We start from the raw sequence: 24,547 nt of genomic DNA, 5'->3' as shown, positions 1-24,547 counted from the left end.
CTTTGATCTGAGAATGCCCACGCTCTGCGTGGGCATTTCGTCTGGGCGTCTTCGCGAATAGGTTCGCCCCCGGTGGGCGGAGTGCTCGACCTCACTCGCGCAAATCGGACTCATGGATCGGTTGATCACGATGAGTCGCGCGTTGATATTGCGCGGGCCAGGTGGCTTTGCGTCCGCCCAAGTCATCGTCAGCGTGCAGGGGCCAGTACGGATCACGCAGCAGTTCGCGGGCGAGCAGGATCAAGTCAGCTTGCCCGGTACGCAGGATGTGCTCGGCCTGGGCCGGTTCTGTGATCATGCCGACGGTGCCGGTAGCAATCCCCGACTCCTTGCGCACCCGCTCGGCGAACCGAGTCTGGTAACCGGGGCCGACTGGAATTTCTGCATTGGCAGACGTGCCGCCCGACGACACGTCGATCAAGTCCACGCCTATGTTTTTCAAGCGTCGCGCCAGCTCAACGGTTTCGTCCGGATTCCAGCCGTCTTCGACCCAGTCAGTGGCAGAGACACGTACGAACAATGGCAGTTCTTCGGGCCAAATGGCGCGTACCGCCTCGGTGACTTGCAGGGTCAGGCGAATGCGATTTTCAAACGTGCCGCCATATTGATCGCGACGCTGATTGCTCAACGGCGACAGGAACTGATGCAACAGATAGCCGTGAGCGGCGTGAATCTCGACCACTTTGAAACCCGCCGTCAGCGCGCGCTGCGCCGCGTCGACGAACGCCTGAATCACCTCCTGGATCTGGTGCTCATCCAGTTGTACTGGCGCCGTGTGTTTGGGGTCGAATGCGATAGGCGAAGGCCCGACTGGTGTCCAGCCACCCTCACTTAATGGCACGCTGCCCTGCTTGCCCAACCAGGGTCGCCAAGTGCTGGCCTTCCGACCGGCATGCGCCAGCTGGATACCGGCAACCGCACCTTGAGCCGTGATGAAACGGGTGATGCGTTGCAAAGGCTCGATCTGTTCGTCGTTCCACAACCCCAAATCTTCGGGAGTGATGCGCCCGTCTTTGGTGACGGCGGTGGCCTCGGTGAATACCAGCCCGGCACCGCCGACGGCGCGGCTACCGAGATGAACCAGATGCCAGTCGTTGGCCAGGCCATCGACACAGGAGTACTGACACATCGGCGACACCGCGATGCGATTGAGCAGGGTCAGTTGACGCAGGGTAAAGGGTTCAAGCAGCAGGCTCATGGGGACCTCTCAAATTGACAATCGGGTTCCAGATTCTGTGTGGCATGTTTCTGTACAACAATGCCTAGAGCCTAGTCGACAACTCAAGAGAGATCAGGGTTCCTGCAGCAAATCAACGCGCAGCGATATGCGCCACCATCAACTGTACGGTTTCGTTGCCACGAAATTCGTTGAGGTCCAGTTTGTACGCCAGTTCGACCCAGCGAATGGTCGGGTTCGGCCAGATCTCGCGGTCGACGCTGAAGGCGATGCCATCGAGTTTCAGCGAGCCGCATTCGCTTTTCAGTACCATCTTCAGATGACGCTCGCCAACGATGCGTTGTTCTACCAACTGAAACACGCCATGGAACAACGGTTCAGGGAAATGTTGCCCCCAGGGACCCGCGTTGCGCAGCGCCCGGGCCAGTTCCAGATGAAACTCTTCCACGGCCAGCGTGCCATCCGACAGCAGGCGCCCGGTCAGGTCGTCTTCACACAGTTGGCGACGCACTTCCGCGTCAAAGGCTTCGGCAAACGCCGGGAAGTTCGCTTCAGGCAACGACAGGCCAGCGGCCATCGCATGCCCACCAAACTTGCTGATCAGTTCCGGATGTTTGGCCGCCACGGCATCCAGCGCATCGCGGATATGAAACCCCGGCACTGAACGCGCCGAACCTTTGAGTACGCCCTCCCCGGCGCTGGCGAAGGCGATGGTCGGACGGTGATAACGCTCTTTCAGGCGTGAAGCGAGAATCCCGATCACCCCTTGGTGCCAATCCGCCTCGAACAGGCACAAGCCGAACGGCATCGATTCCAGTGGCAAGTCCTTGAGCTGGGCCAGTGCTTCACGCTGCATGCCCTGCTCGATGGATTTGCGGTCCTGGTTCAACTCGTCGAGTTGCACCGCCATTTCACGGGCCAGGGTTTCGTCTTCACACAGCAGGCATTCGATGCCAAGGCTCATGTCATCCAGACGACCGGCAGCATTCAAACGTGGCCCAATGATAAACCCGAGGTCGGTCGAGGTAATGCGCGCAGGTTCACGGCGCGCGACATCGAGAATCGCCTTGAGCCCCGGTCGCGCCCGACCTGCACGGATGCGCAGCAGGCCTTGATGGACCAGGATGCGATTGTTGGCGTCCAGCGGCACCACATCGGCGACGCTGCCCAGTGCAACCAGATCGAGCAGCTCACCGAGGTTCGGTTGCACCCGCTGGTTGGCCTCGAACCAACCGGTATCACGCAACCGTGCGCGCAATGCCATCAACACGTAGAAAATCACCCCGACGCCGGCCAGGGCCTTGCTGGGGAATTCGCAACCGGGCTGATTCGGGTTGACGATGGCATCGGCTGCCGGCAGTTCATGGCCGGGCAAGTGGTGGTCAGTGACCAGTACCTGCAAGCCCGCAGCCTTGGCCGCCGCCACACCGTCGACGCTGGAAATACCGTTATCCACAGTGATCAGCAATTGCGGCTCTCGCTGCAAGGCGACGGCGACAATTTCCGGGGTCAGGCCATAACCATATTCGAAACGGTTCGGCACCAGATAATCGACATGCGCGGCACCGAGCAGTCGCAACCCCAGCACGCCCACAGTGCTGGCGGTCGCACCGTCCGCATCGAAGTCGCCGACGATCAGGATGCGCTGACGCTCGTTCAACGCCGTGACCAACAGGTCCACCGCCGCATCGATCCCTTTGAGCTGCTGATAAGGAATCAGGCGGGTCAGACTTTTGTCCAGCTCGACCTCGGACAGCACGCCGCGCGCGGCATACAGACGCGTCAGCAAAGGCGGCAGGTCGCCGAGAAACGGCAAAGTGTCAGGCAACAGGCGAGGTTCGATGCGCATTCGGTTTCCGCTGGATTTCTTTGATTGGCGAGCTGGCAGAGCAATCAGTGGCGAGGCGTATCAGCCGCGCTCGCCGGTGAGCCATTGCAGCTGAACTTCGTGCTGACCACGGTCGTCGGTTACGAAAATCGTTCCTTCGCTGATCATCACGTCCCACTTGATAACGCGTGGCATGTCCTTGGCCAGGACTTCCAGAATGTCTTGCGGCACGGCGGCGATGTTAACGTTTTTCAGGTTTTTCGCGACCGGGATGACCTTGGTTTCCCAGACACGCAAGCTGCCGTAGGCCAACAGACTGGTGCGCTCGGTACGACGCGAGCACCATGTGATGCGATCAGCGTCGGGCTGGCCCACTTCGATCCAGTGCAACACGCGACCATCCAGGCTCTTTTCCCAGAGCGCGGGCTCGTCCACGTCCGACAAGCCACGGCCAAACGCCAGGTGCTCGCTATACCAGAAGGCATAAGCCAGCAAACGCACGGTCATGCGCTCTTCAGTTTCAGAGGGGTGGCGGGCGATCGTCTGTTTGACACTTTCATAGACGCTACGGTCGAGGTCGGTGAGATTGAGTTCGAATTTGTAGGTCGTGGACGGCTGGGCCATGAACGGGCTTCTAGATGCGGAGAAAGGCGCCAAGTCTAACCGATGCTGACCCATTGAACGACCGAACCGGCCTGATCTGCCCGGCGGTCGGGACAAATAAGCGCCTGATGCCAGACCAAGGTGCCGCCGGGGCAGAATCTGTCGCCAGAATCGAATAGGCTAAGGCCATTCGCTGCCCACAGGATGCCCCATGCCACTCACTGCCAAACCCCTTGCCGGTCTAAAAGTCATTGAACTGGGAACGTTGATTGCTGGCCCTTTCGCCTCGCGCATCTGCGCCGAGTTCGGTGCCGAGGTGATCAAAATCGAATCGCCGGACGGCGGCGATCCCCTGCGCAAGTGGCGCAAGCTGTACGAGGGGACTTCGCTGTGGTGGTTTGTTCAGTCGCGCAATAAAAAGTCGCTGACGCTCAACCTCAAGCATCCCGAGGGTTTGGCCATCCTCAAGCAGTTGCTGGGCGAGGCCGACATCCTCATCGAAAACTTTCGACCCGGCGTCCTGGAAAAGCTGGGTCTGGGGTGGGAAACCTTGCACGCACTGAACCCGAAACTGGTGATGGTGCGCCTGTCCGGTTTCGGCCAGACCGGACCGATGAAAGATCAGCCAGGGTTCGGCGCAGTCGGGGAATCCATGGGCGGGTTGCGCTATATCACCGGTTTCGAGGATCGGCCACCGGTACGCACCGGGATTTCAATCGGTGACTCGATTGCCGCGCTGTGGGGTGTGATCGGAGCGCTGATGGCGTTGCGTCACCGCGAAGTCAACGGCGGCCAGGGCCAAGTAGTGGATGTGGCGCTGTACGAAGCAATTTTCGCGATGATGGAAAGCATGGTCCCGGAGTTCGATGTGTTCGGGTTCATCCGTGAGCGCACCGGCAACATCATGCCCGGCATTACGCCCTCTTCGATTCACACCAGCGCCGACGGCAAGCACATACAGATTGGCGCCAATGGCGATGCGATCTTCAAACGGTTCATGCAGGTCATCGGGCGTGAGGACCTGGCCAATGATCCCGCGCTGGCCAGCAATGACGGGCGGGACAGCCGCCGTGATGAACTGTACGGCGTGATTGATCGCTGGGTCGGTTCGCTGCCGCTGGAAACACTGTTGAGTGCACTGACCGAAGCTCAGGTGCCTGCCAGTCGTATTTACTCAGCTGAAGACATGTTCAGTGACCCGCAATTTCTCGCCCGGGAAATGTTTCTCCAGGCCAAATTACCCGATGGAAAATTGTTCAAAATGCCCGGCATCGTCCCCAAACTCTCGGAAACACCGGGGTCTGCAGACTGGGTCGGACCCGAGCTGGGGGCCCATAATGCCGAGCTACTGAAAGCTCTGGGTTATGACGCTGAACAGATTGTTCGTTTGCGCGAACAAGGCGTCATCTAAATGACGCTATAATTCAGGCACTTCCCGAGGATTCATCAGCGAATGTTCTATCGCTCCTTGCGGGCCGCCAAGCCCTGTTTAAAGCTCATGCTAGTCTTGGTATCGCTCATTGGCGTGCCGCGCACCAGCATGGCAAAAGACACATTGATCTGGTTACTGCGCGATCTACCGCCCTTGACGATTGCCTCAGGCCCGCAGCAGGGCCAAGGTTCGATTGATCGGCTGATGCCCCTATTGATCGCCCGCATGCCCGAGTTCGAACACCAGCTGTTGCGGGTCAATCGCGCCCGAGGCATGCAAATGCTTCATGAGCCTTCCCTCACTTGCGACCCGACGCTGCTCTGGACTCCAGAGCGAGCGAAAACCATCATTTTCTCGATCCCTACGTATGCAGTGGCCAGCAACGGCATCGTCATTCGTCGTGAAGACGCGAGTCGCTTCAGCCCCTTCATCGAAAACGGCCAGATCGACCTGGTGGCGTTACTGGCGAGCCAGACGATAAAGCTCGGGGTAGTGGCCGAACGCAGTTACGGCCCGGTGATCGATCAAATTGTTCATAGCGCGTCAGGCGCTGACGTCAGCGAGCATTACGGCAACGATGCGGTCGGCAGCCTGTTACAGATGGAGCGCCTGGGCCGCTTGCAAGCCTTTATCAGTTACTGGCCAGAAGCCCGTTACCAGGCACAGCACCAAAGCATCGACCCTGAAGAACTGGCGTTTTACCCGGTCAAAGGCACCGCCAAATATCAGTTCGCCCATGTCGGTTGTTCGAATACCGAGCGAGGCCGGGAGGCCATGGAGATCATCAACCGCGAAATGCGCGTGTTGCGCGAGAGCACACTTGTCGATCTCTACGCCGAGTGGCTCGACCCGTCGTCCCGCGTGGAATATCTGAAGGATGCCAAGGCGTTTTTCGATAAGCCCTGAGCCCACGGAAATACTGACGCGTGCCAAACTATAGACAAAAGAAACCCCGAGCAGCGGGGTAACTAACTCGGGGTCAAACCGTGGTCCCTCGGGACCAGTACGACAGGCAACAATCACCGGAGCACAATGCCTGAACCTGCCGTACTTAATATGAGGCCTGAATACGACTAAGGTTCCCCGATCAGTCAAATAAAATCCAGAACCGGTCTAAATGCCTGCGTTTGAACGTGGCGCATGGCCGCAATCACGCAGGGCTCGATGCGCCCCTCGGCCACCAACAGGTCCCGGTGAAAACCGTCGACCACATCTGTCAGTTGGCGCTTGTCGCAAAACTGCGCTACACACAGCGTGCGCTCGATCACAATCGCACCCGCCGGATTTTTCAGGGTCACCAGACGCTCACCCCGAGCACCTGCAGGGCCCAGCGTTGCCTGGTACGGCGTCAGGGCTTCACTTAGCAGTAAGCTGATATTTTCCATCTAGATCACCACTCAACAGTTTGAATGCAAAGGTGCTTATCAATGACCCCCGGCTTGAGGAAAAAGTTCGTGCGCCGTGAGCTGGGGATTGCCTGCAATCAGGAACCTTGAGCATGCCTGCTGAACATGACAGATAAAAAACAAACGGCTACCCCCCTCGCGACGGAGAGGTCAACCTGCAATACCCTATCAATACGCACAAAGAGCTGCCGATAACCTTCAAGGCAGGTCAATCCCATCTTGCCCATGCAAACGGAGCCTGACCGTGAGTAAGCCCTCTGATCGAACACTGCGCATCATCCTGGCGGACGATCACCCTATTTTCCTGATAGGGCTGCGGGTTGTGCTCGAACAGGGCGGCGACGCTCAGGTAGTGGCCGAGGCTGGCAGCCCGGTAGAACTCAATGAAGCGCTGAAAAGCCACGCGTGTGATGTGCTGGTGACCGATTTCATGATGCCTGTCGATCAACAGAACGATGGGCTGCGGTTACTGGAACGGATTCGACGTGATCATCCACAGTTGCCCATTGTGGTGGTCACCATGCTCAATAATGCAGGACTGTTTAGCTCGATCCTTGCATTGGGGGTCAATGCGCTGTTGAGCAAAGCCAGCCTGGCGGGCGAGTTGCCTGCCGCAATCCTGAGTATCCGGCAGAACAAACACTACATTGCGGACTCGGTAAAACAGGCTCTGCTCGAAGCCGGTGATTACGGTTCTGACGCCCTGGTATCCCACGGGCAGCTCTCACCCAAGGAACAGGAAGTCCTGCGTTTACTGGCGGCCGGGCGCTCGGTTGGGGAAATCGCTGCGCAAATTAACCGAAGCAAAAAAACGGTCAGCACTCAAAAAGTCAGCGCCATGCGCAAGCTGGGCCTGGCCAACGACGCGTCGTTATTCATTTATCTGCAAGAGCATGGGCTGACCTGAAGTCGGACCCGTACGCTCCGCCATCCAGCTCAGTAGAGCGGCCTCGCTCATGGGACGTGCAATGAAATAACCCTGCACTGCGGGCTTGCCCAACGCCTGCAGGGCTCGATAGTCATCGGCGGTTTCAACACCTTCGACCACCACGTTCATCGCCATCTGTCTCGCCATAGTCAAAGCACCGGCGACCACCGCCGACTTGCGTGCGTCTTCGGCCATGCCCCGTACGAATTCGGAAGGGATCTTCAGTTCAGAGAAGGGCAATTGCAGCAAACGCTCAATATTTGAAGCGCCCGTACCAAAGTCGTCGATGGATAATTTGCACCCTTGCAGGCGCAAACGCATCAAGCTTTCCAGTTGCCAGGACGGCGTATTCAGTACCGAGCTCTCGACGACTTCCAGAGTCAGCACCTCTGGTGGCAGGCCGAAACGCGCCAGCAGCGCCAGGATTTCCTGGGCAAAATCGACGTGTTCGAGCATCACCGGCGCGATATTCACGGCCACGGGCAAGGCTTCCCCACGCGCCTGTAATACCTCGGAGGACAATTTCAACGCCAGCTCCAGCATGCGCCAGGTCAGCGGCGCAATCAGGCCCGCATGTTCCAGTGCGGCCATGAACTGGCCGGGCACCAACAGGCCGTACTGCGGGTGCTGCCAACGGACCAGCGCCTCAACGCCCAGCAACTTCCCCTCCAGGCTGACCTTGGGCTGGTAGTGGGCGATCCACTGTTCGGATACTCGGGTATCGCCGATGTGTTGACCCGGGGCTATCGGATACAGCGCTTCCAGTGACAATGACTCCGACACCTGCAACAACGGTAAGGGCGCGGTATCGTGCTCGATGCCCTCGCTGTAAACCTCCAGCAATTTGCATAGCGCCGTTGCCGACGCGGGCTTTGGCAGGCTACCCAGCACCCAGAGCCCCTGCTGTCGTGCCAGATATGCTGCGCCGTCACGCACGCTGGTGTCGGTGCTGCTGAGAATGATCACCGCTCGGGCCTGCCGGGTTTCGGCCAGATACCGGATCATTTCGAGCCCGTCCGGGCCGTCCATCTGCAAGTCGCAGATGGCGATATCGACGCTGCCCCGATTGGCCAACGATTGTTGCGCCGCTGCGACGCCGTCAGCCGCCAGGACGTTGAAGACTTGATTGGCATTGAGCATCTGGTGCAGCGCCATCAGTTGAAACGGATTGTCTTCAAGGATCAGAACGTTAAGAGAGTTCACAGTCATGCCTCGCGGGCCGGAGCGGTTTTAGCCAAAAGTGATCTGTACTTTAAAGGCCCCCGCATCTGTACCCCATAGGACAAGTCCTAAACAGGCGGTACCGGCAAGTGCTGCTGAATGTCGACGCGAAGCTGCCCGATAGCGTCGTCCAGCTTCTGCCACTCCTCGACCAGCGTTACGCTGGATTGCACGCGCACGCTAGCGTCGAGGCTGGCACAGGCCTTCGCCAGCGGCACCGCGTCGATCAGACACGCGGCGCCCTTCAAACGGTGCAGTGAAGCGCTCAGGGCCTTCCAGTCCTGTGCGCTCACCGCTGGCTGCAAAACACCCCATTCCTGTTCCAGGTTTTTCCACAGTTCCAAAAGCAACAGCTGCATCTGCTCATCGTTGGCCCGGGTCATTTGCCGCAAGGACTGGATATCAAACGATTGTGCGGGCGCAATATCGGCGAGCAATTGTGCCAGTTGCTCCAGAGGCACTGGCTTGATCAGAAGCCGGTCCATGCCTGCCTGCTCACAGCGCTGGCGTTCATCACTCATGGCATTGGCGGTGCAACCGATGACCGGACAAGGCCGCAGTTGCTCCAGAGCTTCGATCCGTCGAATGTTTTCGGTCAGGGTATAACCGCTCATGCCTGGCATATTGCAGTCAGTGATAACCCCGTCGAAGTCACCCTCACGCCAGAGCGCCAAGGCCGACTCCGCGCTGTGGGTGGACACCACTTCATGCCCGAGAAACTCAAGCTGTTGAGTCAGTACTAGACGGTTGGCCGACAGATCATCGACGATCAGCAACTGCAACGAACGGCTGACAGCTCGCTGCTGAAGGGGCTCTGGGCCTTTGCTCGACGCTTGGGCGCGGGCCAGCTCCAGCTCAACGGTGACCAGTGTTCCGGCCCCCGGCTCGCTCTCAAGGCCGATCTGCCCGCCCATCAATTCCACCAGTTGCCTGCAAATACTCAACCCCAGGCCGGTGCCGCCATATTCGGCTGCAGTATCGCCGCTGGCCTGAGAAAACGGCTGGAACAACAGGCTCTGCTGCTGCGCACTGATGCCGACGCCGCTGTCCTTGACGCTGATCTGCAAGCAGGGCCGGTGCTGATCCGCCCCGGTCACGCTGACGCGCATAAGCACCGCGCCTTCGCGGGTGAATTTCAAGGCGTTGCCGAGCAGGTTGTGCAATACCTGACGCAGGCGCAACGGATCAAGCCAGTAGTCACCCTCGGCCTGTTCGGCGAACTCCAGCCGCAGGTCTAGGCCCTTCTCCGACGCCTTGGCCTCGAACAGTTTGCAAATACCTTCAAAGAACGGTCGCAACGGGGTTGTGACCAGCGTCAATTGCATACTCCCGGATTCGATCTTGGCCAGGTCCAGGCTGTCGCCGATCAGGGCGATCAATTCCTGTGCGGACTGGTACGCAACGTTTAGCCCCTCGGACGGCAGCGTGCCCTGACGTAAAGCCTGTTCGCGCTCAAGTTCAAGCAGACCGATGATGGCGCCCATCGGCGTGCGGATTTCATGGCTCATGGTTGCCAGGAAAGCGCTTTTGGCGACATTGGCCAGCTCGGCCTCCTGCCGCGCCTGGTCGAGCTGGGCTTCCAGTTGCTTGCGTTCGGTGATGTCTATCCAGCCACCCAGCAAGCCCTGCAACTGGCCATCGGCCCGGTAAAAGGGCACGGTCCACTGATAGGCCTCAATCAACCGGCCAAAGAGCTCCATCTGCCGGTCAGCGAACACCGGCTGCCGGGTTTCCAGGAGTTTCAGGTAATCGGCATGCATCTGTTCGGCGCTCGGACGAGGGATCAAATCCACATCGATCAAGCGCCGGCCACTCATCTGTTCAAAACTGATCCCGAAGCTTTCCTCATAACTGCGGTTGCACGAAATCAACCGGCCATTGAGGTCCCGCACATAAATCGGGTTGGGGATACCGTCGAGCAAGGCATGCTTGAACGCCAACTGATCACTGAGCTGTTCCTCTGCCCTGAGCCGCTGGCGAATCTGCACCTTCAGGCGACTGCTCCAGACCAGCGAGACCAGGCCCAGCATCAGTGCGACTGCAAGTGTCCAATAAACCCACGGCGGGATGCGTTGCCAGAGCGTGGGTTGAGGGATGACCGCACCCAGCCACTTCAGGCGGATAGCCCGTAACTCGCCCACGGGAAATTCTTCCAGGGCCTTGTTCAGGATGCTCAACAGCTCCGGTTGAGTCTCGACCACTGAAAAACGATCAGGTGACCATTGCCCCTCAACACTACGACCGACTTTCAGCACCCCCGGCGGGAACAGATAGGCCCCTGCCTCATTCTGGATGGTTGCATCGGCCTGACCGTCTTCGACCAACTGACGGGCTTGCTCGTAGGTCTTGACCGATCGAAGCTTGATATCTGGATGACTGCGCCGGATAAAGTCTTCCAGCGCATGTTTGGCGGGCAGCGCCAGAACCCGTCCTGACAGATCATTCAGGGTCAGCGGCGACGGGTCCTTGCTGCGCACGACGAAAACCCAGGCATTACCACCATACGAGTAGGTGAAGCCGAGGAACTTCTTGCGTTCAGCGTTCTCCCCCAAGGTCGTATTCATGTCGGCCTGACCGGTGCGCAGCAAGTGCATGGTTTCTTCCGTCGAAGACGATTCCTTGTGCACGAACTGCAGGCCGGTCATGCGCGAAATACGCGCCAGCACGTCCACATTCAGGCCAACCCACTGGCCGTTCTTGTCTTGGTACAAGTACGGCGGATGTTGGCCAGAAGCCACCGTGACACGCGGATGTTTGCGGACCCAGCCTTGCTCGGCGGTCGTCAACTTGATGCGTTGCCGGGCGATGTCCGAGCCAAGGCCCGTGGTCCAGCGCACGACTACCTCGCGCCTGACCGACGGGTCGATACGCTTGAGCGCACGGTCAATCATCGAAAGCAGGGTCCCGTCTTCTTTGCGAGTAGCGAACGAGAACCCAACCGGCGGCAGTGCGCTTTCGGATTTGATCTGTAACCCCAGATAGGGGCGCAAGGCACTGTAGGAGCGCACGATGACCTCGTTGCCGATAAACGCATCGACTTCACCTTGGCTCAAGGCCTCAAGAGCACTGTAGAGATTAGGCGCGAGGATAATTTCGCTGTCGGGATAAACCGCATGGACCACCCGCGCATCGGCGTAGCCATCGAGCAATACCACTTTTTTACCCTTCAGCCCGGACGGCAGGGTCACGTCACTCCCGCGTCCGACGATCACCGAGCGGTCGGGCATGTAGTCGGCGGAAAACGCCAATTCCTTCACGCCTCGCTCGAAGCCATTGGCACTGGTAAGAATATCGATGGTGTCGTTACGCAGGGCGAGAATGGCCTCTTCGCGTCGGGCGAAACCTACTACTTGCATGGGCACCGACAGCGTGCTGCCAATTAGGCTCAGGTAGTCGGCGCTAATGCCCTGATAGCGATTGCGATCACTGGTGATGTCGATCGGCTCGTAATCGGCAATCGAGATGCCCACGCGAAGGGGGCGATGCTGATCGAGCCATTGTTGATCCTGAGGTTCCAGGAGCATGGGCGGCAGGCTTACAAAGGGTGCCACCAGACTGAAAGGCAAACTTTGCGCAGCGGGCGCGGCCTGACTCAGGAATAACAGCATCCACAGCAAGGCTGTGTGCAAAACGCTTTTGTTTGTGGCACTCATACCGTGCCTGCTGACTTTCTTCACCGCAGTCTTCCCGTCCGTAGGGATCCAAAACCCCCGGAGTGTGGCACGCAAAAACAAAAAAGCCCGCCAAATGGCGGGCCTGATCTTGTTACACAACGATACCGTCAGAGCGGTTTGCCGCGATTACCGTGCAGGCTGACGAAGGCCTGTATGGCTTTAAGGTCATTTGGCAGAACGGTGCACTTCTCGTTTCGCTCAAACAAATCAGCCAAATGTGCAGGCAGCTCAAGGGCTTTTCCTACACCGGCTTTCTCCACTGCATCCGGGAACTTGACCGGATGCGCGGTCCCCAGAATCACCATCGGCGTATCCAGGCTGCGACGGCAATCGCGGGCGGCCTTGACCCCAATGGCGGTGTGCGGATCGAGCACTTCGCCCGTCTGCGCGAAGACTTCGGCGATGGTCTCGCAGGTCTGCTCATCGCTGACTGCCAGAGAATCGAACAGCTTGCGGGTTTCGGTCCAGCGATCTTCATCGACGCTAAACGTACCGGTCTGCTTGAAGGTGTCCATCAAGCCAGCGATGGCGGCGCCATTGCGCCCATGCATATCGAACAGCAAACGCTCGAAGTTCGACGACACCATGATGTCCATGGACGGCGACAGGGTCGCGTGCAGGGTTTCCTTGGAGTACTGATTGCCGCTCATGAAGCGGTGCAGAATGTCATTGCGGTTGGTGGCGACAATCAGCTGGCTGATCGGCAAGCCCATGTTGCGCGCCAGGTAACCGGCGAAAATATCGCCGAAGTTACCGGTTGGAACCGAGAACGCAACCGAACGCGCCGGCCCGCCGAGCTGCAGGGCCGCATGAAAGTAGTACACGATCTGAGCCATGATCCGCGCCCAGTTGATCGAGTTGACCGCAACCAGACGCGTGCCCTTGAGAAAGTCCTGATCGGCGAAGCTGTCTTTGACCATCTCCTGGCAGTCATCGAAGTTGCCTTCGACGGCAATGTTGTGGATGTTCTCACCGAAGATGGTAGTCATCTGCCGACGCTGAACTTCCGAGACACGATTGTTCGGATGCAGGATGAAGATGTCGACGTTGTCGCAACGACGGCAGCCTTCGATGGCGGCCGAGCCCGTATCACCGGAGGTCGCGCCCAGAATCACTACGCGTTCGCCACGCTTGGCCAACACATAATCGAGCAGACGCCCAAGCAGTTGCAGGGCGAAGTCCTTGAAGGCCAGGGTGGGACCATGGAACAACTCAAGCACCCACTCATTGCCATTCAACGGGCGCAGCGGCGCAATGCCGCTGTGGGCGAATACGCCCCCCTCTCCCGACGAATAGGTTTCTTCCAGAATCTTTTTGAAGTCGGCATCCGGGATGCTGCCGGTGACGAAGGGGCGCATGACCCGGAACGCCAACTCGTGATACGGCAGACCCGCCCAGGAGGCGATTTCTTCCAGGGTAAAGCGCGGCAGGTTTTCCGGCACATACAGGCCGCCATCACTGGCAAGACCCGCGAGCAGCACGTCTTCGAAGTTCAGGGCTGGCGCTTGGCCGCGGGTACTGATGTAACGCATGATTGTTCCTCTCTAAAACAAGAGCTGCTTGATTCGATAGCCGCGGTTAGTTCAGCTGTTCAACACGAATACGCACCACGCTGCCGACCACATCCTGCAAGGCTTCAAGGGCTGTGATCGCGTCGTTCATACGTTGTTCGAGGACGCTGTGAGTCAGCAGAATCATCGGTACCAGACCGTCCTGTTCTTCGACTTCTTTCTGCATGATCGATTCGATATTGATCCCACGCTCGGACAGAATGCTCGCCACTTGCGCCAGAACACCCGGGTGATCCTTGGCCTGAATCCGCAAGTAGTAAGCGCTTTCGCAGGCTTCGATCGGCAGAATCGGGTGGTCGGACAACGAGTCTGGCTGGAAGGCCAGGTGCGGAACACGGTTCTCTGGATCCGAGGTCATGGCACGAACCACGTCGATCAGATCGGCGACCACTGAGGACGCTGTAGGCTCCATGCCGGCACCCGCACCGTAGAACAGGGTCGAACCCGCGGCATCACCATTGACCATCACTGCGTTCATCACGCCATTGACGTTGGCGATCAGGCGATCGGACGGGATCAAGGTCGGGTGAACCCGCAGCTCGATGCCCGCAGCCGTGCGACGTGCCACGCCCAGGTGTTTGATACGGTAGCCCAACGCTTCGGCGTAGTTCACGTCAGCAGTGGTCAGCTTGGTGATGCCTTCGGTGTAGGCCTTGTCGAACTGCAGCGGGATGCCAAAGGCAATCGACGCAAGAATGGTCAGTTTGTGCGCAGCATCGATACCTTCGACGTCGAAAGTCGGATCGGCTTCGGCGTAACCCAGAGCCTGGGCTTCGGCCAGCACGTCAGCAAAGGTACGGCCCTTTTCGCGCATCTCGGTGAGGATGAAGTTGCCGGTGCCGTTGATAATCCCGGCGACCCAGTTGATGCGGTTGGCCGACAGGCCTTCACGGATCGCCTTGATCACTGGAATGCCACCGGCGACAGCGGCTTCGAACGCAACGATCACCCCCTTCTCACGGGCTTTGGCGAAGATTTCGTTACCGTGCACGGCGATCAGTGCCTTGTTGGCAGTGACAACATGCTTGCCGTTCTCGATGGCCAGCAGGACCAGATCGCGGGCAACGGTGTAGCCACCGATCAGCTCGATGACGATATCGATTTCAGGGTTGGTCGCGACGGCAAAAACGTCGTGGGTAATGGGGGTACCGGTAATCTGGCAGAGGGGATTTGGCGTACGCATGGCAATTTGCGCTACTTCGATTTCACGGCCGGCGCGGCGGGAAATCTCCTCGGCGTTACGCTGAAGTACGTTGAAGGTACCGCCACCGACAGTACCCAGCCCACAGATGCCTACTTTGACCGGTTTCACTATGAAGTCCCCATAAAACGGCCGACGCGAGGCCGGCCGTGGAAAACAGCCACCTGCTGTGAGGTGGCTCGCTGTTTAATAAAGCGACGGTAAACCCGCGGCTCCATGATCGTCAAAAGCTAACCCTGGCGAAACAGGATTATTGGGCGCTCAATGCCAGCTTGGCCACTTGTTTGGCCGGCTGATAGCCCGGAATCACCTGACCGTCCGCCAGCACGATGGCTGGCGTGCCATTGACACCAATCGATTGCCCTATGGCAAATTGCCCGGACACTGGGTTGGCGCATTTCGGTGCTTCGATATTCTTGCCGGTGACCATACGGTCCATGGCGCCTTTGCGGTCCTTGGAGCACCAGACCGCCTGCAGTTGCTCATCGCCCGGCGAACCCAGGCCCTGACGCGGGAAGGCAACGTAGCGCACTTCAATCCCCATACGGTTCAGCTCGGGGACTTCAGCGTGCAGCTTGTGGCAATACGGGCAGGTGGTATCCGTAAACACGGTGATGTGCGATTTGGTTTCGCCGATGGCCGGATAGACCACCATGTCACCGGTAGGAATGCCGTTGATGGTTTTCGAAATGGCCAAGCGTTCGGTCTTCTCGGTCAGGTTGACCGGTTTACCGTCCTTGATCTGAAACAGATACCCCTGCATCACGAACTGGCCGTCAGCGCTGGCATACAGCACGCGACCGCCTTTGAGTTTGACTTCATACAGACCGCTCAGCGGGCTACTGGCGATGCTGTCGACTGGCAGCTCGAGCTGCAGCGTTTCAAGGGCCTTGCGGATGGCTTTATCGGCGGCATCATCCGCCTGAGCGAACATACTGAGCGTACTGGCCAACGCAATAACTGCGGCGGCGAAAATCCGGGTCACGCGCATGGGGACTCCTTGAACGGTGGACAGATGGGCGCTGCTGAAAACGGCGGTCATGGGGGACCGCAGGCGTTTTAGTGCTGCCCAATTTTCGAAACCGGCAAAGCCTATCACATAAGGGCTGTCAGGCCGACTGAGAGTGACGCAGGACACCTCCCGGCAGGCCTGGAAATCAGCCACGAGGGTGATGCTTTGCATGTATTTCCTGCAATCTTGCGCGGGCTACATGAGTGTATATCTGCGTCGTGGACAAATCACTGTGCCCCAACAACATCTGCACCACTCGCAGGTCAGCGCCGTGATTGAGCAGGTGGGTAGCGAAGGCATGGCGCAAGGTATGCGGCGAAAGGGACTTGCCGATTCCGGCGACCTTGGCCTGGTGCTTGATACGATGCCAGAACGTCTGGCGGGTCATCTGCTCACCGCGCTGACTTGGGAACAGCACGTCACTGGGCCGTCCGTTCAACAGCTCCCACCGCGCATCACGCATGTAGCGTTCGATCCAGACAATCGCCTCCTCCCCCATCGGCACCAGTCGTTCCTTGCTGCCCTTGCCCATGACCCGCACGACGCCTTGGCGCAAGTTGACTTGCTCAAGGGTCAAGCTGATCAGTTCAGTGACGCGCAAGCCGCAGGCGTACAGCACCTCAAGCATCGCCCGATCACGCTGACCGATGGCCTCGCCAAGATCCGGCGCGGCCAACAGCGCCTCAACGTCGGCCTCGGACAATGACTTAGGTAAGGGTCTGCCCAGTTGCGGCATGTCCACTTGAAGGGTCGGATCGACCAGGATCAACTTTTCCCGCAGCAAAAACCGATAAAACCCGCGCAGGCCGGACAGAAAGCGCGCTGTCGAACGAGGCTTGTACGCTTTGTCCAGGCGCCAGGCCAAGTGATCGAGAATCAGCTCCCGACCCGCGCTACTCAATTCAACATCTTGCTCCTGCAACCAGCCATTGAACAAAGCCAGATCGCTGCGATAAGCCTCGCGGGTGTTATCCGACAGGCCTTTCTCCAGCCATAACGCGTCGAGAAAACGGTCAATCAGCGGGTGATCAATAGCAGGCATGATATTCGGGGCTTCTGTAATAAAGTCGGTGGCAGTGTTCCACACCGGGTCATGGCGCGGCGAGCGTTGCCCGATGGAGATTAAAAACCGGGCAACAAAAAAGCAGCCCTTAGGCTGCTTTTTTTTGCATCGGAAAGACTGAACTTAAGACAGTTTTTCTTTGATGCGAGCTGCTTTACCGGACAGGTCACGCAGGTAGTACAGTTTGGCTTTGCGAACGTCACCGCGACGTTTCACAGCCATGCTGTCGATTTGCGGGCTGTAAGTCTGGAAAGTACGCTCTACGCCAACACCGTTGGAGATTTTACGAACAGTGAAAGCACTGTTCACACCACGGTTACGCTTGGCAATCACAACGCCTTCGAACGCTTGCAGACGCGAACGGTCGCCTTCCTTCACTTTCACCTGAACGACAACAGTGTCGCCCGGGGCAAAGGGAGGGATCTCTTTAGTCATCTGCTCAGCTTCGAGTTGCAGAATGATTTTGTTAGTCATGCTGTGCTCCTAAGGTAGATCATCAGGATCTACCATCGATACGTTAACTATCGTCCCGCTCGCGGAGATACTCCGCCAGCAGCTTCTTCTCTTCTCCAGAAAGCGAGCGGCTTTCCAGAAGATCGGCGCGTCGTTCATAGGTCCGCCCAAGGGACTGCTGTAAACGCCAACGCCGGATGTGCGCGTGATTGCCACTTAGCAACACGTCGGGAACACGCTGATCCGCATACACCTCCGGTCGGGTGTAATGCGGGCAATCCAGCAGACCATCCGTGAAGGAATCTTCCTCCGCGGAGTCCGCATGCCCTAAAGCTCCAGGCAGCAGCCGCGTAACCGCGTCTATCAGGACCATCGCCGGCAGCTCGCCACCGGAAAGTACATAGTCACCAATCGACCACTCTTCATCGACATGAGCTTCAATGAAACGCTCGTCAATGCCTTCATAACGACCCGCGATGAGGATAAATGCTTCCCCTAGCGCCAGTTCGCGTACCGCCGACTGAGTCAGTTGGCGGCCTTGTGGCGACAGGTAAATAACCTTCGCCGCATCCCCTGCTGCCTGCCTGGCCTGAACCAGAGCGTCTTCAAGAGGCTTGATCTTCATCACCATGCCCGGACCACCGCCAAATGGGCGATCATCCACAGTGTGATGTCGATCTGTGGTGTAGTCCCGCGGATTCCAACAAGTCAGCTGTAAAAGCCCTTGTTTCACCGCACGGCTGGTAATGCCGTAGTCGCTGATGGCGGAAAACATCTCGGGGAACAGACTGATCACTTCTACGCGTAGGCTAGCCATGTCGCTTAGAAGTCCGCATCCCAATCCACCTTCATCTCGCCAGCACCCAGGTCGACTGCCAACACGCATTGCTCTGTATAGGGCAACAAGCGTTCGCGATCATCCAGACTGCCTGCACAAGGCTTGACCACCATTACATCGTTCGAGCCAGTTTCCAGAAGGTGATCGATTTTCCCGAGCAATTGCCCTAGGTGGTCGATGACCTTAAGACCCTCCAGCTGGTACCAGTAGTACTCGCCGTCGGTCAGATCAGGGAACAGGTTGCGCGGCACGCAGACCTCAAAACCGGACAGAAGACGAGCTTCCTCACGGTCATCGAGACCTTTGAGCTTTACGACCAGGAACTTGTTTTGCAAGCGTCCGCTGACCAGCTCTACCTGTCGCACATCGCCTTCGCGCCGAAGCGTCCAGGTCTTGTAATCCAACAGGTTTCCAATCGGATCAGTAAAGGAATAAACCTTCACTTCGCCGCGAACGCCATGAATAGAATAAATCTTGCCGATAACGATCAAATCTTCGGCTACTGCAGGCGTCGCGTTCATATTGCTCAGGCCGCAGCCTTAGCATTTTCCTTCAACAACTGAGCAACACGCTCAGAAGGTTGTGCACCAACGCTCAACCAGTAAGTCACGCGTTCTTCGTTCACGGACAAACGGACTTCTTGACCACGGGCAACCGGGTTGAAGAAACCAACTTGTTCTTTGTGTGAACCATCGCGCGGGTTGCGGCTGTCGGTCACGGTGAGGTGGTAAAACGGGCGCTTTTTGGAGCCGCCAAGGGCGAGACGGATGGTTAGCATGTGGACATCGTTCCTGTAGTCGGTGCTGCAAATCTTAAGATGCACAGCGGGCATAGGTGCCCGAAAGGCCGCATATTCTAAGGAATATCCGGACATTTGCAAATGTCTTTTTCCGGCGCCTATCGGCATGCCATCCAGATCTGCTATGGAGCCGCTGCGAACAGCGGCTTATCAACCCTGCAAAAAGCAAGGTTACTGGAGGTCACCCTCCGTGTAGGGATGCGCGAAAAGAGTCTCCCGCGCTATGCAATCACATCTTCGGCATGCCGCCGCCGGGCAACATTCCGCCCATGCCGCGCATCATTTTTGCCATACCGCCTTTGGCGGAGAATTTTTTCATCATCTTCTGCATCTGCTTGTGCTGCTTGATCAGACGCCCGATATCCTGCACCTGAGTGCCTGAACCCATGGAGATCCGGCGCTTGCGCGAACCGCTGATCAGGTCCGGGTCACGGCGTTCGGCCGGGGTCATCGAGTTGATGATGGCTTCCATCTGCTTGAATTGCTTTTCAGCGGCGTTCTGAGCATTGCCCATCTGCGCCAGATTCACCCCGCCCATGTTCGGCAGCTTGTCCATGAGCCCGCCAAGGCCGCCCATGTTTTTCATTTGTTGCAACTGATCGCGGAAGTCTTCGAGGTCGAAGCCTTTGCCCTTCTTCAGTTTTTTCGCCAGTTTATCGGCTTTGTCTTTGTCGAGAGTCTGTTCGGCCTGTTCGATCAGGCTCAGCACATCGCCCATACCGAGGATGCGCGAGGCGATCCGGTCCGGGTGGAACGGTTCGAGGGCGTCGCTTTTCTCGCCCATACCGATGAACTTGATCGGTTTGCCGGTGATCGCACGCACCGACAGCGCCGCGCCGCCACGAGCATCACCATCGACTTTGGTGAGGATCACACCGGTCAACGGCAACGCATCGCCAAAGGCCTTGGCGGTATTGGCCGCATCCTGACCGGTCATGGCGTCAACCACGAACAGCGTTTCAGCTGGCTTGGTTGCCGCGTGCAACGCCTGGATCTCGCCCATCATCTCGACATCGATGTGCAAGCGACCGGCGGTATCGACGATCACCACGTCGATGAATTTGAGCGTGGCCTCTTTGATGGCCGCCAGCGCGATCTCTACCGGCTTCTGGCTGATATCGGACGGAAAGAACGTCACGCCGATGTCGTTGGCCAGGGTTTCCAACTGTTTGATGGCCGCAGGACGATAAACGTCCACCGAGACCACCATCACGCTTTTCTTTCTGCGCTCTTTGAGAAAGCGCGCCAGCTTGCCGGCGGTGGTGGTTTTACCCGCGCCCTGCAAGCCCGCCATCAAGACCACGGCCGGTGGTGTGACGTTGAGGACCAGATCTTCGTTGGCCGCCCCCATCAACTCTTCGAGTTCGGCCTGGACGATCTTCACGAACGCCTGGCCCGGCGTCAGGCTGCGCGACACCTCGGTACCGACAGCGCGGTCCTTGACCTTATTGACGAAGTCTTTAACCACCGGCAAGGCAACGTCGGCTTCAAGCAAAGCCATGCGCACTTCACGCAGGGTGTCTTTGATATTGTCCTCGGTCAGCTTCGCCTTGCCGGTAACATGGCGAAGCGTCTGCGAGAGGCGGTCTGTAAGGTTTTCAAACATGCGCGATCCTTTCAGGCTCTAGTTGAACCCCGGTTGGTGCGGTCCGGCTCGTGGTGGCCCGTTGTTGAAAACAACGGCTAAAAACAGTGTTCGACGAGCCTGCGACTTGAGCAGGTGACGGATTATAGCGAAGACTCTGCTGGACGGACACCATCGAGTCTGCTTCTGTAGTCTTTCGTGAAATGTCGGTTCTATGCCAAACTCAGCGTCTTTCGGGCTTGCCTAACAGGATTTATGCTTCCCTTGTCACCCAGCTTGCTTCCCAGTCTCGCCGCCGCCTGCTTATATGCCGCTGCGACCCTTTATCAAAGCATCCGCCTGCGCCAAGGTGCAAAGGTGGATAAACGTCTACTTTGCCTGCTCGGCGGCTTCGCTGTAATCGCTCACGGGCTCAGTCTTTACACCCAGCTGATTACACCCGTCGGCCTGGGCCTGGACTTTTTCAGTGCCGCGAGCCTGATCGCGGTCGCTGTTATTGCCCTGACCATGCTCGCCTGTGCGCGAATACCCGTGGAGAACCTGCTGGTGCTGCTGTTCCCGCTCGGGCTGGCGACGGTGCTGCTAGCACAGTTCGCGCCCACCGGTACGGTCCAGCCCATCGATGAAGCACCGGGCATTCTGGCCCACATTCTGCTGTCGATCCTGGCATACGGCATGTTCACCATCGCGGTGTTTCAGGCCTTGCTGGTACTGGTGCAAGATCACCAACTCAAACACAAACGTCCGTCCGGACTGATCAAGAACTTCCCGCCACTGCAAACCATGGAAAGTCTGCTGTTTGGTTTCCTCTGGGCAGGATGGGGCCTGCTCTCGCTGTCACTGATCTCGGGCTGGCTGTTTGTCGAAAATCTGTTCGCCCAGCACTTGGTGCACAAAACACTCCTCGCCTGCCTGGCCTGGGTGGTTTTCAGCGTGCTGCTGTGGGGACGCAACCGTCTCGGCTGGCGCGGACACAAGGCAATTCGCTGGACCCTAGGCGGTTTCTGCCTGCTGATGCTGGCGTATTTCGGCAGCAAGCTGGTACGCGAATTCATTCTGCACATCTGACGGGCGTTGATCATGAATAACCTGCCCATCGGCCCGATGTTTGGTGTATTGACCCTGCTGATTCTTTGGTCCGGCCTGCTCACTGCGGTAGACGCCGCACACCAGTACCTCAAGGCTGTGCGTCCGAACGGTCGCGCTACTGACACCTCCATGCCCAAACTGGCGTTTGAGCTGGGCAGCCTGATCCTGAGCAATACCCTGATCAAAGTACTGATCACCATCATCAGCATGCTGTTGGCGCTGCACTTCTGGTACAACAACGGGCCTACGCTGGCGTGGATCGGCGTCAGCAGTGTGCTGTTGATCTTTGCCGAATTCATACCGCGCACCCTGGCGGCACGTTACCCGGAAGCGATATTGATGCTGGGTAACAGCACTCTGCGCTTGCCCATGAAGCTACTCTCTCCCTTGGCCTGGCTGTTCTCCGCCATCGCCTGCACGCTACTGCGACCCTTCGGTATCCGCGACAAACCGAACGCCCGCAAAAAGGACAATGAAGTACCGCTGACGGTCTTGCTCCATGACGGCCAGCAGGATAACCAGCCCAGCCGCTCACATGTACTATCGGGCATTCACGCGCTGGACAGCATTACCGTGAACGACATTCTGGTACCGCGTAGCGAAGTCGACGGCATCAATCTGGATGACCCGATCCAGCGCATCATCGAACAACTGATCATCTCCCGCCATACGCGGCTGCCGGTGTACCACAACGATATCAACCAAGTGGAAGGTGTACTCAATACACGCCAGATCAGCCATTTGCTGCCGCATGCCGACCTGACCAAAGAAGACCTGATCGAGGCTTGCTACGATCCTTATTTCGTCCCGGAAAGCACCCCGCTGCAACTGCAACTGCTGAATTTTCACAAGCAACAGCGCCGCCTGGGCGTGGTCGTCGACGAGTACGGCGAAGTGCTTGGCATTGTCAGCCTGGAAGACATCCTTGAAGAAATCGTCGGTGAGTTTGAAAACGAACAGAGCTTCGACAATCCGCATATCCACCCGCAAACCGACGGTCGCCTGGTGATTGATGGCGCTGCGTCGATTCGCGAATTGAACAAAAGTCTCGGCTGGCACTTGCCTTCCGATGGCCCAAAAACCCTCAATGGCCTGGTCACCGAAGCACTGGAAACCATTCCAGACAGCTCGGTATGCGTGAAAATCGGGCCATACCGTCTGGAAATTCTCGAAACCGAAGACAAGCGGGTCACCCGAGTCCTGATGTGGCAGAACAGCAGCACTCGCGCCGCCGTTTAAGCGCTTCCCGATCACGCCGACTGTTCACCGCCGCACCCGAAAAAGCGCCACTCGCTGAACCTTGGCGACATCATAAAAACAAAAATCCAACAGGGACATTCGGATGACCAATAGCACCACTTTCGAGCACGATGCCGCAGCGACCAAACCGGCCAACTCGGTCCGGCGCGTGGCCGTTGCCAGCTTCATTGGCACCGCCATCGAGTTCTACGATTTTTACGTGTACGCCACAGCTGCCGCGCTGGTCATCGGCCCGGTATTCTTCCCGCAGACGTCGGGCACCGCACAAATGATGTCGGCGTTTCTGACCTTCGGCATCGCCTTTCTTGCGCGGCCGCTGGGCTCGGCCTTATTCGGCCATTTTGGCGACCGTGTCGGCCGCAAATCGACATTGGTGGCCTCGCTCTTGCTGATGGGCATCTGCACCACCCTGATTGGCGTGCTGCCGGGCTATGCCACGATTGGCGCCTGGGCCCCGATTCTGTTGTGCGTATTGCGTTTCGGCCAAGGGCTGGGGCTGGGCGGCGAATGGGGCGGCGCGGCATTGCTCGCTACCGAAAACGCCCCCAAGGGCAAGCGCGCCTGGTTTGGCATGTTCCCGCAACTGGGTCCATCGATTGGGTTCCTGGCGGCTAACGGGTTATTCCTGACCCTGGCCATGACGCTGAATGACGAACAGTTCCGCTCCTGGGGCTGGCGCGTTCCGTTTTTGCTCAGCGCGTTACTGGTGATGGTCGGCCTGTACGTAAGGCTCAAGCTTGAGGAAACGCCGATCTTCGCCAACGCCATCGCCCGACACGAGCGGGTCAAGATGCCCTTGGCGGAACTCCTTAGCCAATACTGGCGCCCTATGCTGCTGGGCGCGGCATCAATGGTGGTGTGCTACGCGCTGTTCTATATCTCGACTGTGTTCTCCCTGAGCTACGGCGTATCGACCCTCGGTTACAGTCGCGAGACGTTCCTTGGCCTGCTGTGCTTTGCCGTACTGTTCATGGCCGCAGCCACACCCCTGGCGGCCTGGGCCAGCGACCGTTTCGGGCGCAAACCGGTGCTGATCATTGGCGGTGTGCTGGCGATCCTGTCTGGCTTCACCATGGAACCCTTGCTGACTTACGGCACTACATGGGCCGTTGCGCTGTTCCTTTGCATCGAACTGTTCCTGATGGGCGTGACCTTCGCCCCAATGGGCGCGATGCTGCCTGAACTGTTTCCGACGCGTGTGCGTTATACCGGCGCATCTGCGGCGTACAACCTGGGCGGTATCGTGGGGGCGTCAGTGGCGCCCTTCTTCGCCCAGAAACTGGTGGCGATGGGCGGCTTGAGCTGGGTTGGCGGGTATGTGTCGGCAGCAGCTTTGCTCAGCTTGATCGCTGTGCTATGCCTGAAAGAGACGCGGGAAAACGATCTGGACCGAATTGCCTGACGCAC

Annotated in this window: 21 protein-coding genes; 6 read left to right on the top strand and 15 right to left on the bottom strand. The window is 58.2% G+C overall.

Translation table 11 applies throughout. From position 1 onward, the window contains the following. Window positions 1-91 precede the first annotated feature (91 nt). From QN399_RS05655 to QN399_RS05645, 3 genes are all read right to left on the bottom strand, one after another. On the bottom strand, window positions 92-1,198 hold the full coding sequence (locus QN399_RS05655; protein ID WP_322215232.1) for an NADH:flavin oxidoreductase/NADH oxidase: 1,107 nt from the start codon (window positions 1,196-1,198) through the stop codon (window positions 92-94). 112 nt (window positions 1,199-1,310) lie between these two features. After that, a complete protein-coding gene (gene recJ / locus QN399_RS05650) occupies window positions 1,311-3,026 on the bottom strand; it encodes a single-stranded-DNA-specific exonuclease RecJ (protein ID WP_322178167.1) in 1,716 nt (571 codons plus the stop codon). 60 nt (window positions 3,027-3,086) lie between these two features. Further along, window positions 3,087-3,629 (bottom strand): YaeQ family protein, encoded by a 543-nt coding sequence (locus tag QN399_RS05645; RefSeq protein WP_322178166.1) that lies wholly within the window; start codon window positions 3,627-3,629, stop codon window positions 3,087-3,089. Between the two features lie 190 nt (window positions 3,630-3,819). Between QN399_RS05645 and QN399_RS05640 the strand changes: the two genes are divergently transcribed. After that, entirely contained in the window at window positions 3,820-5,019 is a 1,200-nt protein-coding gene (locus QN399_RS05640; RefSeq protein WP_322215229.1) for a CaiB/BaiF CoA-transferase family protein, read from the top strand. 87 nt (window positions 5,020-5,106) lie between these two features. Beyond that, on the top strand, window positions 5,107-5,946 hold the full coding sequence (locus QN399_RS05635) for a TIGR02285 family protein (protein WP_322178164.1): 840 nt from the start codon (window positions 5,107-5,109) through the stop codon (window positions 5,944-5,946). A gap of 185 nt (window positions 5,947-6,131) precedes the next feature. Here QN399_RS05635 and QN399_RS05630 read toward each other — a convergent pair whose 3' ends face one another. Next, on the bottom strand, window positions 6,132-6,425 hold the full coding sequence (locus tag QN399_RS05630; RefSeq protein WP_322178163.1) for a DUF3509 domain-containing protein: 294 nt from the start codon (window positions 6,423-6,425) through the stop codon (window positions 6,132-6,134). Between the two features lie 265 nt (window positions 6,426-6,690). On the opposite strand from QN399_RS05630, the gene QN399_RS05625 reads away from it, so the two are divergent. Then, a complete protein-coding gene (locus QN399_RS05625) occupies window positions 6,691-7,353 on the top strand; it encodes a response regulator transcription factor (RefSeq protein ID WP_322178162.1) in 663 nt (220 codons plus the stop codon). On the opposite strand, the gene QN399_RS05620 is transcribed toward QN399_RS05625, so the two are convergent. The 11 genes from QN399_RS05620 to ffh all read right to left on the bottom strand — a co-directional run bounded on the left by QN399_RS05620 (window position 7,318) and on the right by ffh (window position 20,812). Further along, entirely contained in the window at window positions 7,318-8,577 is a 1,260-nt protein-coding gene (locus QN399_RS05620; protein WP_322183059.1) for an EAL domain-containing response regulator, read from the bottom strand. The two genes, QN399_RS05625 and QN399_RS05620, sit on opposite strands and share 36 nt — an antisense overlap. An 86-nt stretch (window positions 8,578-8,663) precedes the next feature. Further along, the gene (locus QN399_RS05615) at window positions 8,664-12,212 is read right to left on the bottom strand and encodes a transporter substrate-binding domain-containing protein (protein ID WP_330200686.1); all 3,549 of its coding nucleotides are present in this window, start codon (window positions 12,210-12,212) and stop codon (window positions 8,664-8,666) included. 164 nt (window positions 12,213-12,376) lie between these two features. Then, a complete protein-coding gene (gene thrC / locus QN399_RS05610) occupies window positions 12,377-13,801 on the bottom strand; it encodes a threonine synthase (protein ID WP_322178161.1) in 1,425 nt (474 codons plus the stop codon). A gap of 46 nt (window positions 13,802-13,847) precedes the next feature. Further along, entirely contained in the window at window positions 13,848-15,152 is a 1,305-nt protein-coding gene (locus tag QN399_RS05605) for a homoserine dehydrogenase (RefSeq protein ID WP_322178160.1), read from the bottom strand. A 139-nt stretch (window positions 15,153-15,291) separates the two neighbouring features. After that, entirely contained in the window at window positions 15,292-16,032 is a 741-nt protein-coding gene (locus QN399_RS05600; protein ID WP_322183055.1) for a DsbC family protein, read from the bottom strand. A 166-nt stretch (window positions 16,033-16,198) separates the two neighbouring features. Beyond that, window positions 16,199-17,095, bottom strand: a complete 897-nt coding sequence (gene xerD / locus QN399_RS05595) for a site-specific tyrosine recombinase XerD (protein ID WP_322178159.1) — start codon at window positions 17,093-17,095, stop codon at window positions 16,199-16,201. Between the two features lie 144 nt (window positions 17,096-17,239). Continuing rightward, a complete protein-coding gene (gene rplS / locus QN399_RS05590; protein WP_296248607.1) occupies window positions 17,240-17,590 on the bottom strand; it encodes a 50S ribosomal protein L19 in 351 nt (116 codons plus the stop codon). 43 nt (window positions 17,591-17,633) lie between these two features. Continuing rightward, window positions 17,634-18,386 (bottom strand): tRNA (guanosine(37)-N1)-methyltransferase TrmD, encoded by a 753-nt coding sequence (gene trmD / locus QN399_RS05585; protein WP_322178158.1) that lies wholly within the window; start codon window positions 18,384-18,386, stop codon window positions 17,634-17,636. 5 nt (window positions 18,387-18,391) lie between these two features. After that, window positions 18,392-18,928: a ribosome maturation factor RimM gene (gene rimM / locus QN399_RS05580; RefSeq protein ID WP_219061159.1), complete on the bottom strand. Its 537-nt coding sequence runs from the start codon at window positions 18,926-18,928 to the stop codon at window positions 18,392-18,394. A gap of 5 nt (window positions 18,929-18,933) precedes the next feature. Beyond that, the gene (rpsP, locus tag QN399_RS05575; RefSeq protein WP_219061317.1) at window positions 18,934-19,185 is read right to left on the bottom strand and encodes a 30S ribosomal protein S16; all 252 of its coding nucleotides are present in this window, start codon (window positions 19,183-19,185) and stop codon (window positions 18,934-18,936) included. A gap of 250 nt (window positions 19,186-19,435) precedes the next feature. Beyond that, the gene (gene ffh, locus QN399_RS05570) at window positions 19,436-20,812 is read right to left on the bottom strand and encodes a signal recognition particle protein (protein WP_322178157.1); all 1,377 of its coding nucleotides are present in this window, start codon (window positions 20,810-20,812) and stop codon (window positions 19,436-19,438) included. Window positions 20,813-21,046: 234 nt separating this feature from the next. Between ffh and QN399_RS05565 the strand changes: the two genes are divergently transcribed. The 3 genes from QN399_RS05565 (at window position 21,047) to QN399_RS05555 (ending at window position 24,542) form a co-directional block, all read left to right on the top strand. Then, window positions 21,047-21,859 (top strand): cytochrome c biogenesis protein CcsA, encoded by an 813-nt coding sequence (locus QN399_RS05565; RefSeq protein ID WP_322178156.1) that lies wholly within the window; start codon window positions 21,047-21,049, stop codon window positions 21,857-21,859. Window positions 21,860-21,871: 12 nt separating this feature from the next. Beyond that, complete coding sequence (locus tag QN399_RS05560; protein WP_330200671.1) at window positions 21,872-23,119, top strand: transporter associated domain-containing protein; 1,248 nt, start codon at window positions 21,872-21,874, stop codon at window positions 23,117-23,119. Window positions 23,120-23,222: 103 nt separating this feature from the next. Continuing rightward, entirely contained in the window at window positions 23,223-24,542 is a 1,320-nt protein-coding gene (locus tag QN399_RS05555) for an MFS transporter (protein ID WP_322215225.1), read from the top strand. Window positions 24,543-24,547 lie beyond the last annotated feature (5 nt).

Source organism: Pseudomonas sp. 10C3 (genome assembly GCF_036346185.1).
Lineage (GTDB): Bacteria > Pseudomonadota > Gammaproteobacteria > Pseudomonadales > Pseudomonadaceae > Aquipseudomonas.
This window is presented reverse-complemented; position numbering and strand designations above follow the sequence as displayed.

What these genes read in the sequence shown, in the direction of transcription:
- QN399_RS05655 (WP_322215232.1), bottom strand. Translation starts at nt 1,198, where the DNA reads ATGAGCCTGCTGCTTGAACCCTTTACCCTGCGTCAACTGACCCTGCTC.
- recJ (WP_322178167.1), bottom strand. Translation starts at nt 3,026, where the DNA reads ATGCGCATCGAACCTCGCCTGTTGCCTGACACTTTGCCGTTTCTCGGC.
- QN399_RS05645 (WP_322178166.1), bottom strand. Translation starts at nt 3,629, where the DNA reads ATGGCCCAGCCGTCCACGACCTACAAATTCGAACTCAATCTCACCGAC.
- QN399_RS05640 (WP_322215229.1), top strand. Translation starts at nt 3,820, where the DNA reads ATGCCACTCACTGCCAAACCCCTTGCCGGTCTAAAAGTCATTGAACTG.
- QN399_RS05635 (WP_322178164.1), top strand. Translation starts at nt 5,107, where the DNA reads ATGCTAGTCTTGGTATCGCTCATTGGCGTGCCGCGCACCAGCATGGCA.
- QN399_RS05630 (WP_322178163.1), bottom strand. Translation starts at nt 6,425, where the DNA reads ATGGAAAATATCAGCTTACTGCTAAGTGAAGCCCTGACGCCGTACCAG.
- thrC (WP_322178161.1), bottom strand. Translation starts at nt 13,801, where the DNA reads ATGCGTTACATCAGTACCCGCGGCCAAGCGCCAGCCCTGAACTTCGAA.
- QN399_RS05600 (WP_322183055.1), bottom strand. Translation starts at nt 16,032, where the DNA reads ATGCGCGTGACCCGGATTTTCGCCGCCGCAGTTATTGCGTTGGCCAGT.
- xerD (WP_322178159.1), bottom strand. Translation starts at nt 17,095, where the DNA reads ATGCCTGCTATTGATCACCCGCTGATTGACCGTTTTCTCGACGCGTTA.
- rplS (WP_296248607.1), bottom strand. Translation starts at nt 17,590, where the DNA reads ATGACTAACAAAATCATTCTGCAACTCGAAGCTGAGCAGATGACTAAA.
- trmD (WP_322178158.1), bottom strand. Translation starts at nt 18,386, where the DNA reads ATGGCTAGCCTACGCGTAGAAGTGATCAGTCTGTTCCCCGAGATGTTT.
- rimM (WP_219061159.1), bottom strand. Translation starts at nt 18,928, where the DNA reads ATGAACGCGACGCCTGCAGTAGCCGAAGATTTGATCGTTATCGGCAAG.
- rpsP (WP_219061317.1), bottom strand. Translation starts at nt 19,185, where the DNA reads ATGCTAACCATCCGTCTCGCCCTTGGCGGCTCCAAAAAGCGCCCGTTT.
- ffh (WP_322178157.1), bottom strand. Translation starts at nt 20,812, where the DNA reads ATGTTTGAAAACCTTACAGACCGCCTCTCGCAGACGCTTCGCCATGTT.
- QN399_RS05565 (WP_322178156.1), top strand. Translation starts at nt 21,047, where the DNA reads ATGCTTCCCTTGTCACCCAGCTTGCTTCCCAGTCTCGCCGCCGCCTGC.
- QN399_RS05560 (WP_330200671.1), top strand. Translation starts at nt 21,872, where the DNA reads ATGAATAACCTGCCCATCGGCCCGATGTTTGGTGTATTGACCCTGCTG.
- QN399_RS05555 (WP_322215225.1), top strand. Translation starts at nt 23,223, where the DNA reads ATGACCAATAGCACCACTTTCGAGCACGATGCCGCAGCGACCAAACCG.